Source organism: Novosphingobium aquiterrae (assembly GCF_042434435.1).
Taxonomy (GTDB): domain Bacteria; phylum Pseudomonadota; class Alphaproteobacteria; order Sphingomonadales; family Sphingomonadaceae; genus Novosphingobium; species Novosphingobium aquiterrae.
The window spans coordinates 214,273-228,798 of sequence record NZ_JBHLTL010000011.1; the positions used below are offsets into that span (position 1 = coordinate 214,273).

Below are 14,526 nucleotides of genomic sequence, written 5' to 3' on the forward strand. Positions count from 1 at the left end.
TGCGCTGATGTCCGACGAATCCCCCCTCGACCGGTTCAAATCCGTCCTCGCCGGCACGGCGCGCGCGGTGGCGCACGAGCCGGAGATCGAGGTGGCGTGGACCGCCGACAATCCGGTCGCCAATGGCAAGAACCTGCGCCTGCCGATGCCCGGCCGCGGCCTGCCGCGCGACCAGGCGATGGAGGCGCGCGGCTTTGCCGACAGCTTCGCCTTGCGCCTGCGCCACCACGACGAAGCGCTGCACGGCCGCCATGCCCCGGCCGAGCCGACCGCGCGCGCGGCCTTCGACGCGGTCGAGGCGGTACGTTACGAGGCGCTGGGCGCGCAGGCCTATCCCGGGATGCGCGGCAATCTCGACGCGGCGCAGCAGGTCCGCACACAGGGCGATCCGATCGCCCGCGCGACCCGTTCGGACGAAGTCCCGCTGCCCGCCGCGCTGGCGCTGATGCTGCGCGAACATCTGACCGGCCAGCCGGTGCCCGAAGCCGCCCAGGCCGGGGTCGCGCTGGTGCGCGGCTGGATCGAAGGCAAGGTCGGCAGCGATTTCGATGCGCTGGCCAACAGCCTCGACGATCAGCAGGCGTTCCAGAAGCTGTCGCTCGACATGCTCCAGCATCTCGAACTGACCCGCGCCGACCAGCTCGAGCCCGACACCGAAGACGCCGACAACGACGATGCCGAGGACGACGGCGAGGAACAGCCCGACGACAGCGAGGGGTCCGACGAACAGAACCCCGCCGATGCCGCCGCCGAACCCAGCGAAGGCGACGAGGACGGCGACAGCGAGGCTGAGCGCCAGACCGATGACGACAGCGCCGAGGCGGAGGAAGGCGACGAGGGCGAGGAGGGCATGCTCCCGGTCCGGCCCAACCGCCCGTGGACCGACATTCCCGCCAATTTCGACTACAAGGCCTATACCCAAAGCTTCGACGAAGTGATTGCCGCGCCCGAACTGTGCGACGAAGACGAATTGACCCGGCTGCGCGCCTATCTCGACGCGCAGCTGAAGGGCCTGCAGGGGGTGGTGACCAAGCTGGCCAACCGGCTGCAGCGACGCCTGATGGCGCAGCAGAACCGCAGCTGGGACTTCGACCAGGAAGAAGGCCTGCTCGATGCGGCGCGGCTGGCCCGCGTGGTGATCTCGCCCGGCCAGTCGCTGTCGTACAAGATTGAGCGCGACGTTGAGTTCAAGGACACCATCGTCACTCTGCTGATCGACAATTCGGGATCGATGCGCGGGCGGCCGATCTCGATCGCGGCGATCAGCGCCGATGTCATGGCGCGCACGCTGGAACGCTGCGGGGTCAAGACCGAGATCCTGGGCTTCACCACCCGCGCGTGGAAAGGCGGGCAGAGCCGCGAGGCGTGGCTGGCCGGGGGCAAGCCGCCGCTGCCGGGCCGGCTCAACGACCTGCGCCATATCGTCTACAAGAAGGCCGACGAACCCTATCGCCACGCCCGCAAGAACCTGGGCCTGATGATGCGCGAGGGCCTGCTGAAAGAGAACATCGACGGCGAGGCGCTGCTCTGGGCCCATTCCCGGATGCTGGCCCGGCCCGAGGACCGCCGCATCCTGATGGTGATCAGTGACGGCGCGCCGGTCGATGACAGCACGCTCAGTGTCAACAATGCCGGCTACCTCGAACAGCACCTGCGCCGGGTGATCGACTGGATCGAAAAGCAGTCGCCGGTGCAACTGGTGGCGATCGGCATTGGCCACGACGTGACCCGCTATTACCGCCGCGCGGTGACGATCATGGATGTCGAGCAACTGGGCGGAACGATGATCGAGCAGCTGGCCAGCCTGTTCGAGGACGAACGGACTTGACCAATCTGTTTAATCGCTCGATTAAACGGCCATGACCCAAGCCAAGACCGTTTCTGAAGCCGTTGCCAGCCGCCGTTCGATCCGTGCCTATCTCGACAAGCCTGTCGACGCCGCCGTGCTTCGCCGGGTGATGGAAAAGGCGCAGGCCGCCCCGTCGGGCGGAAACACCCAGCCGTGGAACGCGGTGATGCTGACCGGGGAACCGCTTGCAAAGCTGTTCGCTCTGGTGGCCGAGACGATTCCGCAAGGGCTGGCAGCCTATTCGGCCGAATACCCTATCTATCCGCCCGAGCTGGAAGGGCGCTATTCTGACAGCCGCTTTGGCGTTGGCGAAGCGATGTACAAGGCGCTCGACATTCCGCGCGAGGACAAGGCGCAGCGGCTCGACGTGTTCCGCAACAATTTCCGCGCCTTTGGTGCGCCGGTGCTGATGCTGGTCCACACTCCGCGCTATATGGGGCTGCCGCAGTGGAGCGACATCGGCATGTGGCTGCAGACCGTGCTTCTGCTGCTGCGCGAGGAAGGCCTCGACAGCTGCGCACAGGAAGCCTGGGCGGTCTACCAGAAGCAGATCCGCGAAGTGGTCGATATCCCCGAGGATCACATCTTCTTCTGCGGCTGCGCGATCGGCTGGGGCGACCGCGAAGCGGCGGTCAACAGCTTCCCGGTGCCGCGGGTGGATCTGGACCAGGCAGTGCGCTGGGAAGGGTTCTAGTCAAACGCATCGTCACAACTTATGGCCCACGCCATGACTGACTTGCGCCTGTTCAACAGCCTGACCCGCCAGCTGGAAACCTTCACGCCCGTTCACCCTGGCGAAGCGCGGGTCTATACCTGCGGGCCGACGGTCTACAATTACCCCCACATCGGCAACATGCGCGCCTATGTCTTTGCCGACGTGCTGGGCCGCACGCTCAGCTTCAAGGGCTACACGCTGACCCACGTCATCAACATCACCGATGTCGGTCACCTGACCGACGACGCCGACGCGGGCGAGGACAAGATGGAACGGATGGCGGCGGAAAAGGCCCAGTCGATCTGGGATATCGCGCGCCACTATACCGAGGCTTACTGGGCCGACATCAAGGCGCTGAACATCCGCCAGCCGGCCAAGTGGACGATCGCTACCGATTATATCGAGCAGATGATCCAGTTCGCTAAGGATATCGCGGACAAGCACTGCTATCAGCTCGACAGCGGGCTTTACTTTGATGTCGCTACGGTGGCCGATTATGGCCGCCTCGCCCGTGCGGTGACCGAAGATGGCGAGGGCCGCATCGACGAGGTTGCCGGCAAGCGCAACGCCGCCGACTTCGCGATCTGGCGCACGACCCCGCCGGGCGAAACACGGCAGATGGAGTGGGATTCGCCCTGGGGCCGCGGCGCGCCTGGCTGGCACCTGGAATGCTCGGTGATGAGCGGCGCCGTGCTCGGTTTCCCGTTCGACATTCACACCGGCGGGATCGATCACCGCGAAATCCACCATCCCAACGAGATTGCGCAGAACCAGGCGCATTGCTGCACCAATGGCCTCGACGTGGCGGCCAATTCTGGCGCCAACGTGTGGATGCACAACAATTTTCTGGTCGAACGCAGCGGCAAGATGAGCAAGTCGTCGGGCGAGTTCCTGCGGCTGCAACTGCTGATCGACAAGGGCTATCACCCGCTGGCCTACCGGATGCTGTGCCTGCAGGCGCATTACCGCAGCGAGCTTGAGTTCAGCTGGGATGGGCTGGGCGCGGCGCTGACACGGCTCAAGCGGCTGGCCATGGCGACGGCCGCGCTGCGGGCGCAGGCCGAACCGGCGGAGGCAGCGGGAGCACGCTTTGCCGAGCACCTTGCGCGGTTTGATGCTGCGGTATCAGACGATCTCAACACGGCAGTCGCCCTGACGGTGATGGAAGAGGTCGCCGCGATGAAGAAGGTCGATGCCGGAGAGAAGCTGGCCGCGTTCGCGACGATGGATGCGGTGCTGGGCCTTGGCCTGCTGACGCTCGATCGCACCGAACTGCGCCTTCGCCCCAAGGCAGCGACGATGGCCGAGGCGGAGATCAATGCGATCCTTGCCCAGCGCAAGGAGGCCCGCGCCGCCAGGGACTTCGCCACCTCCGACCGCCTGCGTGACGAACTCGCGGCCCAGGGCGTCGATGCCATGGACGGCGATCCGCTTGGCTGGGACTGGAAGCTCGACACATGAAACTCTGGCGCCTGACCCGCGCGCCGTTCGTGGCGCTCGACGGGAAGGGCGCGGAATTGCACGGTGCGCGCTATGCCCCACCGGGCCATCCGGTGGTCAGCCTGGCAAGCGAGGCCGGCCTCGCGGTGCTGGTGGCGCTGCGTTATCAACCGCGCGATCTTGCGGGCATTGCGGACGATTTCGTGCTCGGCTGGACCGAGGTCGAGGCCATGCCCCTGCGCGTGCCCGATCCCGATGAGGACACGGTCCGCGCCTTCGTCGGTGACTGGCTTGAAACCCGCGCATCGCTGACCTGCGCCATCCGTTCGCGGGTTCTTCCCGAAGCGGATGTGATCTATTTGAACCCGCGCCATCCCGATGCCGCGGGCGTTCCGCCGCTTACCACCCGCCCGTTCTATTTCGCCCAGTGCCTGCATCGCCCGCCGATGCTCGACGCCTTCAAGGACCGGACATGACCGTCATCGTTCTCAACGCCGTGCTCAAACCCCTGATCGCGGCGCGCCTGCCGGCCTGGGCCGACGTCCGCTGGTACGCCAGCAAGGAGGAGGCATTTGCTCTCGCGCCCGAGGCCGAAATCGGCTGGTTTGACATGCATTCGAAAGAGGACATGGCGCAGGTGTTCGACCTAGCGACGCAGCTGAAATGGCTCAATTCGGTCTATGCCGGGGTCGAGAGCTTTCCGCTTGATCTGCTGCGCCAGCGCGGCGTCACGCTGACCAACGGAGCGGGGATCAACGCCGTGCCGATCGCCGAATATGTGGTGATGCTGATGCTCGGCCACGCCAAGAATTATCGCGAAGTTTTCCGTGCCCAGGAAAGGCACGAGTGGCTGAAGGGCATGCCTGGCGTGCGCGAGCTTCACGGCAGCGAAGCACTCATTCTGGGCTATGGCGAGATCGGCCAGGCGGTCGAGCAACGCCTGCTGCCCTTCGGGGTCACGGTAACCAAGGTCCGCCGCAGCCCGGGGGCGGGCGTGCTCGGCCCCGATGAATGGCGCGCCGCGCTGGGCCGGTTCGACTGGATCATCATCGCCGTGCCAGCAACGGCCGAGACCGAGGACATGATCGGCATCGCTGAGCTGGCGGCGATGAAGCCCGGCGCCGTGCTGGTCAATGTCGCGCGCGGCAGCGTGATCGATCAGGACGCGCTGGTCGCGGCGCTTAACGAAAGCCGCATCGGCGGGGCGCTGCTTGACGTGACTACGCCCGAACCGCTGCCCGAGGACCACCCGCTGTGGACGCTCGACAATGTCCAGGTGTCGATGCACCTGTCGGGTCGCGGGCCGATGGACCGGATGTTTGCGCGCGCAGCGGAACGGTTCCTGGTCAACCTGGAGCGCTGGCACGGCGGGGAACCGGTGGCGCCGCAGGTCGACCTCGCGCGCGGCTACTAGACCTCGTCGAGCAGCAGCAGTTCGACCTCGACCTCCAGCCGGGGTTCGGGCAAGGCGCTGTGAGTAACCGCGACAACCGCGGCGTCGGCGACAAGCTGGCGCGGTATGGCAAATTCATGCTCGGGCAGGGCATCGATCAGCGCTTCGCCCGCGGCAACCGCCTCGGCCCCGCAGAAGGCCAGTCGCACCGTGTGGCGTGTGCCGGAGAATGTCACGCTGGCCCAGGCGCGCTCGGCATGGCTGAGCAGTTCGGCCTTGCCCTGGCCAAGCGCAAGCAGCGCCGACAGCAAGGGTAGCCACGGCCGCCCGCGCGGGGGCCGGCAAGCGGCACGAAGCATCGACTGGCTGGCGGCGGGATCAAGCTGCATGGGCGTTCTTTCGATAGATGTTCATGAAATGTTCTACACGTTCTTCGGTTGCAGGGCGGGGGGTGCGGCCGTTGCGCAGGTCTTCGACGAAGCGCGGATCGTGGGCGGCGAGCCGGCCGAACTTGGTCCACGGCATTCCGGTTTCACGCAAGAAGCGCTCGATCCGGGTAATCAACATTGCTCTGCCCCTTTCCGCTGGCGAATCGACGAAGGATTTATCCCTTTGTTCTTCGCCAAATCCTACTTGTCTAGGAAAAATACTTCGAGTAAGGCAATTCCATGATTGCAACCAATCCGCGCGCCCGTTTGCTTGATCTGGCCACCCAGCGCGGCGTCAGCCTGTCCGGGCTGTCCGAACTAATCGGACGCAATGGCACGTATTTGCAGCAATTTATCCGCAAGGGCAGCCCGCGCAAGCTGGAAGAGACCGATCGCCGGACGCTGGCGCGGTTCTTTGGTGTGGCCGAATCGGAACTTGGTGCACCAGAGGAAAAATCCATTCAAGGTGCAGGAAATGCGCGTCGCGGTGACTGGTGCGATGTGCCGCGGTTGGCGCTGGGCGCCTCGGCCGGTCCAGGCTTGCTGACAGGGGAAGAGGCGGCGATCGGCGCTTTCCGCTTTTCCAGCCGCTGGCTGCGCGAACAGGGGCTCGATCCGGCGCAGCTGTCGGCGATCCGGGTCGAAGGCGATTCGATGGAAGGCACGCTGCGCGACGGCGACGAGATTCTGGTCGACCGGGCCCCGCGCCCCTTGCGCGACGGGATCCACGTGGTGCGGGCGGGCGATGCCTTGCTGGTCAAGCGACTCGATACCGCGCAGCCGGGCAAGGTCGTGCTGGTCAGCGACAATCCGGCCTATCGCCCAATCGAGCTGGCCCCCGACGAGGTCCAGGTGATCGGCCGGGTGGTGTGGAAGAGTGGCCGGCTTTGAGGGAATTCGTCCGCTTCGATCAGCGCAGATCCACCAGCGAAACCCCCGGCAAGGCCGCTGCGCCGGGCTGTTCGGTCCAATGGCGCATGTTGAGCACCGCGCCGTCCGCCTGCAGCGCGCCGACCCGGCCCGGATCGATCTCTGCATAGAGCCACTGCCCGGCGTCGACCGGCCCCAGGGCGACGATGCCGTCATCGGGGAAGGGGCCATCGGGCGGGCCGAAGATGCCAGCAGCGCCGCGGTTGACGTCGATCGCGGGGGACCAGTCGGCATTGCCCACCAAGGGCGCCTGGACGGTGTAGCACTGTCCTTCCATCGCCCGCGCCTGTGCTGCCAGGCGGACGCGCCAATAGCCGTGCAGACTGTCGGTGCAGGACGGCATCAGCAGCACCTGCGCGCCGGCCTCGACCTGCGCGCGGGCCAGTAGCGGAAACTCGCTGTCATAGCAGATCAGCACCCCGATCCGACCCAGCGCGGTGTCGAACAGGCGCAGCGGTGCGCCGGCCGAAACACCCCAGGTCTCGCGTTCGAAGCGGGTCATGATCAGCTTGTCCTGCACGCCCATCTTGCCGTTCGGCGCGAACAGCCGGGCGCGATTGACGAAGCTGCCGTCGCCCTGGCGGCAGGGGCCGCTGGCCGCCAGAATATGCATGCCGTGACGCGCTGCCAACTCGCGGTGCAGCTGATCGACCCGCGGCATCAGCCCGGCAACGAAGGCCATCGACCGGGCCAGATCGCCCATTGTCGCGGGATCGAGCGAGGCGAGCTCCATCGCGCCGTACTCAGGAAACACCGCAAGCCTAGCGCCGCGATCGGCAGCCTCGGCAAGCCAGCGTTCGAGCTTGGCGGCGTAGTGCGCCCAGTCGGCCAGGCGCTCCACCGGATATTGTGCGGCAGCGACGATGAAGGTCATGCCCGGCGAATCCAGTACTGCATCGGCTTCAGGCTTTCGGCGGCCTCGCCATGTTCCTTCCAGGCCAGTTCGGTCACGACACCGGGCAGCGGCGCATAGCCGCGCTTGCGCCAGAACCCGTCGAGCGGGACATAGCCGGTGGGCCTGGACGGGTGATCGTCAGGCCGGACAACGGCCGCGAAATAGGTTGCGGCCGCGCCCCAGGCGGCTGCGTGCGCCTCGCGGTGATCGAAAAAGGCGTGGCCGACGCCCTGACCGCGATAATTGGGCAGCAGCACGCTTTCGCCGAAATAGAACAGCGTGGCCGTGTCGATCCCGCGCGCTTCGAAGGGTGCGCGGAATTCGGCCTTGCTGGCGTCCATCGGCGATGCCGTGGCCGCGCCGACGATCGCCGCGCCGTCGAAGGCGGCGACCAGCACGGCATCGCGCGCCGCGACGAAATCGCGCAGATAGTCCGCTTCGTATGCGGCATCACCGTCGTAAAGATAGGGATAGGCCGCGAAGACTTCGATCCGCAGCCGGGCCAGGTCGTCGATCGCGGCGTCGATCTCGCCGCCGGTCAGCGGCCGGACGGTCAGGCTCATCCGCCGACCTGCGCGGTCCAGTCGGCCAGGTTGTAGTAAACGCTGACCCGGGTGATCGCACCGTCCGACAGATCGAAGAAGGCGCCGGCGGGCAGCTCATAGGTCTGCCCGGCGGCTTCGGGCAGGCCTTCGTCGGTGGCGAGGTATTTGCCGTGAACGACGAACTCGGCGCTGGCGCGGGTTCCTTCGTCGTTGGCCATGGTGACGATGTCGGTCAGCCGTTCGCTGTAGCAGCGGTCCATATGCGCCAGGAACGCGGCAAAGACCGCCTTGCCCGATTGGCGCGCGCCCTGGTTGATGTCATGCGCGACATCGTCCGCCAGGCAGTCGAGCATGGCCTGGTTGTCGCCCCGGTTGAAGGCGTCGTAATAGCGGTCGAGCAGCGCGATGGCGTCGGAGCGGGTCAAGTACGGGTCCTTTCGTGTCAGGGCAGGTTCGGGGCCAGCAGGTCCACCGCAGCCCGCGCAATCGGACTGAGCGCGGCCCGGTCACTGGCCAGGATCGCGGCGGTCATCCGCGGATCCCAGAAATCGATGATGTGCTGCGCCGTGGCAGCCACCGCCGCCGCTTCGCCGCCCGCCGCCAGATTGCGCGCGATCTGGTTGGCCATGTAGATCAGGTGATCAGCGTCCATTGTGCTACTCGGCAGGCTCGACCGCGGCGACGATGCGGCGGCTGCGTGCCGACCACGCGGCATAGTCTTCCTGCCAGTCGGTCGGGCCGTTCGACGGCATCACCTGGACCGCGGTCACCTTGTATTCCGGGCAATTGGTCGCCCAGTCGGAGTATTCGGTGGTGACCACATTGGCCTGGGTCGCAGGGTGGTGGAAGGTGGTATAGACCACGCCCGGCGCGACCCGGTCGGTGACCAGAACCCGCAGCGTGGTCTCGCCGGTGCGGCTGGCCAGCCGCGTCCAGTCACCATCCTTGAGCCCGCGATTCTCGGCATCGGTCGGGTGCATTTCCAGCAGGTCTTCGGGGTGCCAGACGGTGTTGCCGGTCCGCCGGGTCTGCGCGCCGACGTTGTACTGGCTGAGAATCCGCCCGGTGGTCAGCAGCAGCGGAAAGCGCGGGCCGGTCTTTTCGTCGGTCGGGACATAGTCGGTGACGACGAACTTGCCCTTGCCGCGAACAAAGCCGTCGACATGCATGATCGGGCTGCCATCGGGCGCGGCGGCGTTGATCGGCCATTGCAGCGATCCCGCCTGGTCGAGACGCTGGTGGCTGACCCCGGCAAAGCTGGGGGTCAGGCGGGCGATCTCGTCCATGATTTCGCTTGAATTGGCATAGTCCCAATCCAGGCCCATGGCATTGGCCAACGCCTGGGTGACTTGCCAGTCTTCCATGCCGTTGGCCGGCTCCATCACCTTGCGCACCATCTGGATGCGGCGTTCGGCATTGGTGAAGGTCCCGGTCTTTTCCAGGAAGGTCGATCCGGGCAGGAAGACATGCGCGTAGTCGGCGGTCTCGTTGAGGAACAGGTCGTGGACGATCACGCAGTCCATCGCCTTCAGCCCCGCCGCGACGTGCTTGGTATTGGGATCGGACTGGAGGATGTCTTCGCCCTGGACGTAGAGCGCGCGGAAGCTGCCATCCATCGCCGCGTCGAGCATGTTGGGGATGCGCAGACCCGGTTCCGGATCGAGCGCAACCCGCCAGTCCGCCTCGAACAGCGCCCGGGCGTCGCCGTCCGAGATATGGCGGTAACCCGACAGTTCGTGCGGGAAGCTGCCCATGTCGCAGGCGCCCTGGACATTGTTCTGGCCGCGCAGCGGGTTGACCCCCACGCCGCGCCGCCCGATGTTGCCGGTGACCATCGCCAGATTGGCGATCGCCATCACGGTCGAGCTGCCCTGGCTGTGCTCGGTGACGCCAAGGCCATAGTAAATCGCGCCGTTGCCGCCGGTGGCGAACAGCCGCGCCGCAGCGCGCAGTTCGACCGCCGGGACGCGGGTGACCGCCGCCAGCACTTCGGGGCTGTGGCGCGGCTCCGACACGAACCGCGCCCAGTCCTGGTATTCGTCCCAGTCGCAGCGTTCGCGAATGAACGCCTCGTCGGCCAGGCCTTCGCCGACGATGACGTGGGCCATCGCGGTCAGCACCGCGACGTTGGTTCCAGGCTGGAGCGGCAAGTGATGCGCCGCCTCCACATGCGGCATCCGCACCAGATCGATCCGCCGCGGGTCGATCACGATCAACTTGGCGCCCTGGCGCAGGCGGCGCTTCATCCGGCTGGCGAAGACCGGGTGGGCGTCGGTCGGGTTGGCCCCGATCACCAGGATCACGTCGCTCTGGTCGACCGAGTCGAAATCCTGCGTCCCGGCACTGGTCCCGAAGGTGGTCTTGAGCCCGTATCCGGTCGGTGAGTGGCACACCCGCGCGCAGGTATCGACATTGTTGGATCCGAACCCGGCGCGCACCAGCTTCTGTACCAGGAAGGTCTCCTCGTTGGTGCAGCGGCTCGAGGTGATCCCGCCCAGCGCCCGCGCGCCATACTGCGCCTTGATCGATTGCAGGCGTCCGGCGGTGAAAGCCAGCGCCTCGTCCCACGAAACCTCGCGCCACGGCTGGTCGATGTGCTCGCGGATCATCGGGCTGGTGATCCGGTCCTGGTGGTTGGCATAGCCCCAGGCGAAGCGGCCCTTGACGCAGGAATGGCCGTGGTTGGCCTTGCCGTCCTTCCATGGCACCATCCGCACCAGTTGTTCGCCGCGCATCTCGGCGCGGAAGGTGCAGCCGACCCCGCAATAAGCGCAGGTGGTGATCACCGCGCGCTCGGGCTTGCCGATCTCCTTGACCGCCTTTTCCTGCAAGGTCGCGGTCGGGCAGGCCTGGACGCAGGCGCCGCAGCTGACGCATTCGGACGAGAGGAAATCGTCGCCGCTCTGCCCCGCACTGACCTTGCTGGCAAAACCGCGGCCGTCGATGGTCAGGGCGAGAGTGCCCTGAACCTCGTCGCAGGCGCGCACGCAGCGCGAACAGGCGATGCATTTGCTCGGGTCGAAATCGAAGTAGGGGTTCGAGGTGTCGGCGGCGAGGCCCAGGTGATTGTCCCCGGCATAGCCGTACCGCACATCGCGCAGGCCCACTGCGGCGGCCTGGTCCTGCAATTCGCAATCGTTGTTGGCGCTGCAGGTCAGGCAATCGAGCGGATGGTCCGAGATGTAGAGTTCCATCACCCCCTTGCGCAGCCTTTGCAGCCGCGGAGTCTGGGTGTGGACCACCATGCCTTCGGCCGCCGGGGTGGTGCAGCTCGCCGGAGTGCCGCGCATGCCGTCGACCTCGACCAGGCACAGCCGGCACGATCCGAAGGCCTTGACGTTGTCGGTCGCGCAGAGCTTTGGAATCGAGCCGCCGCATTCCGCCGCCGCGCGCATCACGCTGGTGCCAGTGGGCACGGTGACTGCCCGGCCGTCGATCGTCAGCGTGACGCTGCTATCGGCATGGACCTCGGGGGTGCCGAAGTCGCTTTGGCGTTCATAGCCCATCGCGGTGCTCCTGTGCGTCGGCCCTGACGGACGCGGCGATCATACCACGCGCGCCGCTCATGCGAAATCCTCCGGCCAGTGCTTCAGCGCGCTGAGCACCGGATAGGGGGTGAACCCGCCCAGGGCGCAGAGCGAACCGAATTTCATCGTCTCGCACAGGTCTTCCAGCAGTTGCAGATCGGCCGCGCGGCTGGGTGGCTGCTTGGGCGCATTGCGCATCTGGGGCAGGGCCGCGACAGGATCGGTAGCAGAAGCCCCCGAGCCGCGGATCCGGTCGATCAGCTCGACCCCGCGGGTCGATCCGATCCGGCAAGGGGTGCATTTGCCGCAGCTTTCTGCGGCGCAAAATTGCATGGCGAAGCGCGCCATGCGGCCCATGTCGGCGCTGTCGTCGAACACGACCACGCCGCCGTGGCCGATCAGCGCATCGGCATTGGCATAGGCCTCGTAATCGAACGGAAGGTCGAACTGGTCGGGGTGGATATAGGCGCCCAGCGGCCCGCCGACTTGCGCCGCCTTGACCGGGTGGCCCGATGCCGTGCCGCCGCCGATGTCGTGGATCAGTTCGCGCAGGGTGATGCCGAATGCGGTCTCGTACAGCCCGCCGCGCTTGATATTGCCGGCGAGCTGGATCGGCATGGTGCCCTTGGACCGGTCGATGCCCAGGCTGTTGTAGAGCGCTGCGCCGCCTTCGCTGAGGATGTGCGGGATCGCGGACAGGGTCAGGACGTTGTTGACCACGGTCGGGCAGCCGAACAGGCCTTCCAGCGCGGGCAGCGGCGGCTTGGCCCGCACTTCGCCGCGCTTGCCTTCGATGCTGTTGAGCAGCGATGTCTCCTCGCCGCAGACATAGGCGCCGGCGCCGACCCGGACTTCGACCGCGAAGGGCGCGACGATCTGCGCCGAAAGCGCGATGGCAGCGTTGAGCTTGGCAATCGCGTGCGGATATTCGCTGCGCACATAGATATAGCCGCGGCTGGCACCGACGGCGTGCGCGGCGATCGCCATGCCTTCGATCAGCTGGAAGGGATCGCCTTCCATCACCATGCGATCGGCAAAAGTCCCGCTGTCGCCCTCGTCGGCGTTGCAGACCACGTATTTGCGCGCCCCGGCGGCCTTGCGCACGGTCTCCCACTTGATCCCGGCGGGGAAGCCAGCACCGCCGCGTCCGCGCAGGCCGGAGCGGGTTACCTCGGCAACCAGCGCCTCCGCAGAGAGCGACCGGGCCCGATCGAGCCCGGCCCAGCCGCCGCTTGCTGCATAGTCGTACAGGCTGAGCGGCCGGGTCTTGCCCGCGCGGGCAAAGGTCAGGCGCTGCTGGCCCGCGATAAAGGGGTGATGGGCGATCTTGCCGATGCCCTTGTCGCTCGAACCTGCGAGGATTGCGGCGATATCGTCGGCACTGGTTGGGCCGAAGCCCACGCCATCGATCTCAACCAGCGGCTCGAGCCAATGCATGCCCCAGCTCGAAACCCGCTCGACCGCACTCCCGGCGGCAGCGAAGGCATCGGCAACCGCATCGGCACCGCAGGCCTGAGCGAGGGCATCGTCGGAGATCCGCACCACAGTCATGCCGATTGTACCAGCGCAAGCAGAGCCGCCTGATCGAGCCGGGCATGAACCTGATCGCCGAGCCGCGCTGCCGGACCGGCGCTGCACAGGCCCAGGCAATAGACCGTCTTGAGCTTGACCCGGCTGCCGGCCGCGGCCTCGGCGGCGCCGACCAGCGCTTCCACGCCGCGCGCCTGGCAGGCCTCGGCCCGGCACAGTTCGATGCAGGGGCGGCGATCCGGCTCTGCAGTGAAATCGTGGTAGAAGCTGACCACGCCGTGGACCTCGGCCCGGCTGAGGTTCAGCGCATGGGCCAAGTGGGCCTCGGCTGCGGCATCGACACAGCCGAAGGCATGCTGGACGTCGTGCAGGATTGGCAGCAGCGGCCCTTCGCGTCCGGCATGGGCGGCGATGATTTCGTCGAGGCGCGCGGCATCGCTCACGCCTTCAGCCGCTCCGCATGCCAGGCCACGTGCTCGGCCATGAAGCTGCTGATGAAGTAGTACGAATGATCGTAGCCCGGCTGCATCCGCACCGTCGCCGGAATCCCGGCCTTGCGGCAGGCCATGACCAGCAGCCCGGTCTTCAGTTGCTCATGCAGAAAATTGTCCGCCTCGCCCTGGTCGACCAGCAGATCGGGCAGCCGCGCGCCGTCCTCGATTAGCGCGCAGGCATCGTATTCGCGCCAGGCATTTTCGTCCGCGCCAAGGTAGCCGGTCAGCGCCTTTTCGCCCCACTGGCAATGCATCGGGCTGACGATCGGCGCGAAGGCGCTGACCGAGCGGAAGCGGCCGGGATTGCGCAGGGCAATGGTCAGCGCGCCGTGCCCGCCCATCGAATGCCCGGTGATCCCTTGACGCGCCATGTCGGCCGGAAACTCCGCCGCGATCAGCGCGGGCAGCTCGGTCTCGATATAGTCGCGCATGTGGAAATGCGTCGCCCACGGCGCCTGGGTTGCGTTGACATAGAAGCCCGCGCCCTTGCCGAAGTCGTAGCCTTCGTCATCGGGTACATCGTCGCCGCGCGGCGAGGTGTCTGGCGCGACAAAGATGATCCCGGCACGCGCGCAGGCGGCGCGAAATTCGCCCTTCTCGGTGACATTGGCGTGGGTGCAGGTCAGCCCCGACAGATACCACAGCACCGGCAGCTTCGCCCCCGGCGCATGGTCCGGCACGAAGACCGAAAAGGTCATCGCGGTGCCGGTGGCAGTGCTCTGGTGGGTATAGACGCCCTGTGTCCCGCCATGACTGCGATTGGCGCTGACCTGCTCCATG

16 protein-coding genes are annotated in these 14,526 nt (G+C 66.6%); 6 read left to right on the plus strand and 10 right to left on the minus strand.

The window, feature by feature from the left end:
* Positions 1–7: 7 nt before the first annotated feature.
* From cobT to ACFFF7_RS14610, 5 genes are read left to right on the plus strand one after another with little or no spacing between them, the layout of a single operon-like run.
* Positions 8–1,828, plus strand: a complete 1,821-nt coding sequence (gene cobT, locus ACFFF7_RS14590; RefSeq protein ID WP_379482086.1) for a cobaltochelatase subunit CobT — start codon at positions 8–10, stop codon at positions 1,826–1,828.
* 31 nt (positions 1,829–1,859) lie between these two features.
* Positions 1,860–2,543 carry a nitroreductase gene (locus tag ACFFF7_RS14595; RefSeq protein ID WP_379482087.1) on the plus strand — a complete coding sequence of 228 codons (684 nt, stop codon included), beginning with the start codon at positions 1,860–1,862 and terminating at the stop codon, positions 2,541–2,543.
* A 33-nt stretch (positions 2,544–2,576) separates the two neighbouring features.
* The gene (gene cysS, locus ACFFF7_RS14600) at positions 2,577–4,025 is read left to right on the plus strand and encodes a cysteine--tRNA ligase (protein ID WP_379482088.1); all 1,449 of its coding nucleotides are present in this window, start codon (positions 2,577–2,579) and stop codon (positions 4,023–4,025) included.
* Positions 4,022–4,480, plus strand: coding sequence for an RES family NAD+ phosphorylase (locus ACFFF7_RS14605; protein WP_379482089.1), 459 nt, complete (start codon positions 4,022–4,024; stop codon positions 4,478–4,480). The genes cysS and ACFFF7_RS14605 overlap by 4 nt, the downstream gene beginning before the upstream one ends.
* Entirely contained in the window at positions 4,477–5,418 is a 942-nt protein-coding gene (locus tag ACFFF7_RS14610; protein WP_379482090.1) for a D-2-hydroxyacid dehydrogenase, read from the plus strand. The genes ACFFF7_RS14605 and ACFFF7_RS14610 overlap by 4 nt, the downstream gene beginning before the upstream one ends.
* On the opposite strand, the gene ACFFF7_RS14615 is transcribed toward ACFFF7_RS14610, so the two are convergent.
* Positions 5,415–5,786: a hypothetical protein gene (locus tag ACFFF7_RS14615; RefSeq protein WP_379482091.1), complete on the minus strand. Its 372-nt coding sequence runs from the start codon at positions 5,784–5,786 to the stop codon at positions 5,415–5,417. The two genes, ACFFF7_RS14610 and ACFFF7_RS14615, sit on opposite strands and share 4 nt — an antisense overlap.
* Positions 5,776–5,964: a hypothetical protein gene (locus ACFFF7_RS14620; RefSeq protein WP_379482092.1), complete on the minus strand. Its 189-nt coding sequence runs from the start codon at positions 5,962–5,964 to the stop codon at positions 5,776–5,778. Before ACFFF7_RS14620 ends, ACFFF7_RS14615 begins: the two co-directional genes overlap by 11 nt.
* Before the next feature lie 101 nt (positions 5,965–6,065).
* Between ACFFF7_RS14620 and ACFFF7_RS14625 the strand changes: the two genes are divergently transcribed.
* Positions 6,066–6,716, plus strand: coding sequence for a S24 family peptidase (locus tag ACFFF7_RS14625; protein ID WP_379482093.1), 651 nt, complete (start codon positions 6,066–6,068; stop codon positions 6,714–6,716).
* Between the two features lie 19 nt (positions 6,717–6,735).
* On the opposite strand, the gene ACFFF7_RS14630 is transcribed toward ACFFF7_RS14625, so the two are convergent.
* The 8 genes from ACFFF7_RS14630 to fghA are packed head-to-tail and all read right to left on the minus strand — an operon-like array spanning position 6,736 to position 14,525.
* On the minus strand, positions 6,736–7,629 hold the full coding sequence (locus ACFFF7_RS14630) for a carbon-nitrogen hydrolase family protein (RefSeq protein ID WP_379482094.1): 894 nt from the start codon (positions 7,627–7,629) through the stop codon (positions 6,736–6,738).
* Positions 7,626–8,213 (minus strand): GNAT family N-acetyltransferase, encoded by a 588-nt coding sequence (locus ACFFF7_RS14635; RefSeq protein ID WP_379482095.1) that lies wholly within the window; start codon positions 8,211–8,213, stop codon positions 7,626–7,628. Before ACFFF7_RS14635 ends, ACFFF7_RS14630 begins: the two co-directional genes overlap by 4 nt.
* Entirely contained in the window at positions 8,210–8,620 is a 411-nt protein-coding gene (locus tag ACFFF7_RS14640) for a ketosteroid isomerase-related protein (protein WP_379482096.1), read from the minus strand. The genes ACFFF7_RS14635 and ACFFF7_RS14640 overlap by 4 nt, the downstream gene beginning before the upstream one ends.
* 17 nt (positions 8,621–8,637) lie before the next feature.
* On the minus strand, positions 8,638–8,847 hold the full coding sequence (locus tag ACFFF7_RS14645; RefSeq protein ID WP_379482097.1) for a formate dehydrogenase subunit delta: 210 nt from the start codon (positions 8,845–8,847) through the stop codon (positions 8,638–8,640).
* Between the two features lie 4 nt (positions 8,848–8,851).
* Entirely contained in the window at positions 8,852–11,701 is a 2,850-nt protein-coding gene (fdhF, locus tag ACFFF7_RS14650) for a formate dehydrogenase subunit alpha (protein ID WP_379482098.1), read from the minus strand.
* Positions 11,702–11,758: 57 nt separating this feature from the next.
* Positions 11,759–13,273: an NADH-ubiquinone oxidoreductase-F iron-sulfur binding region domain-containing protein gene (locus ACFFF7_RS14655; protein ID WP_379482099.1), complete on the minus strand. Its 1,515-nt coding sequence runs from the start codon at positions 13,271–13,273 to the stop codon at positions 11,759–11,761.
* On the minus strand, positions 13,270–13,695 hold the full coding sequence (locus tag ACFFF7_RS14660; RefSeq protein ID WP_379482100.1) for an NAD(P)H-dependent oxidoreductase subunit E: 426 nt from the start codon (positions 13,693–13,695) through the stop codon (positions 13,270–13,272). Before ACFFF7_RS14660 ends, ACFFF7_RS14655 begins: the two co-directional genes overlap by 4 nt.
* Positions 13,692–14,525 (minus strand): S-formylglutathione hydrolase, encoded by an 834-nt coding sequence (gene fghA / locus ACFFF7_RS14665; protein ID WP_379482101.1) that lies wholly within the window; start codon positions 14,523–14,525, stop codon positions 13,692–13,694. Before fghA ends, ACFFF7_RS14660 begins: the two co-directional genes overlap by 4 nt.
* Position 14,526 lies beyond the last annotated feature (1 nt).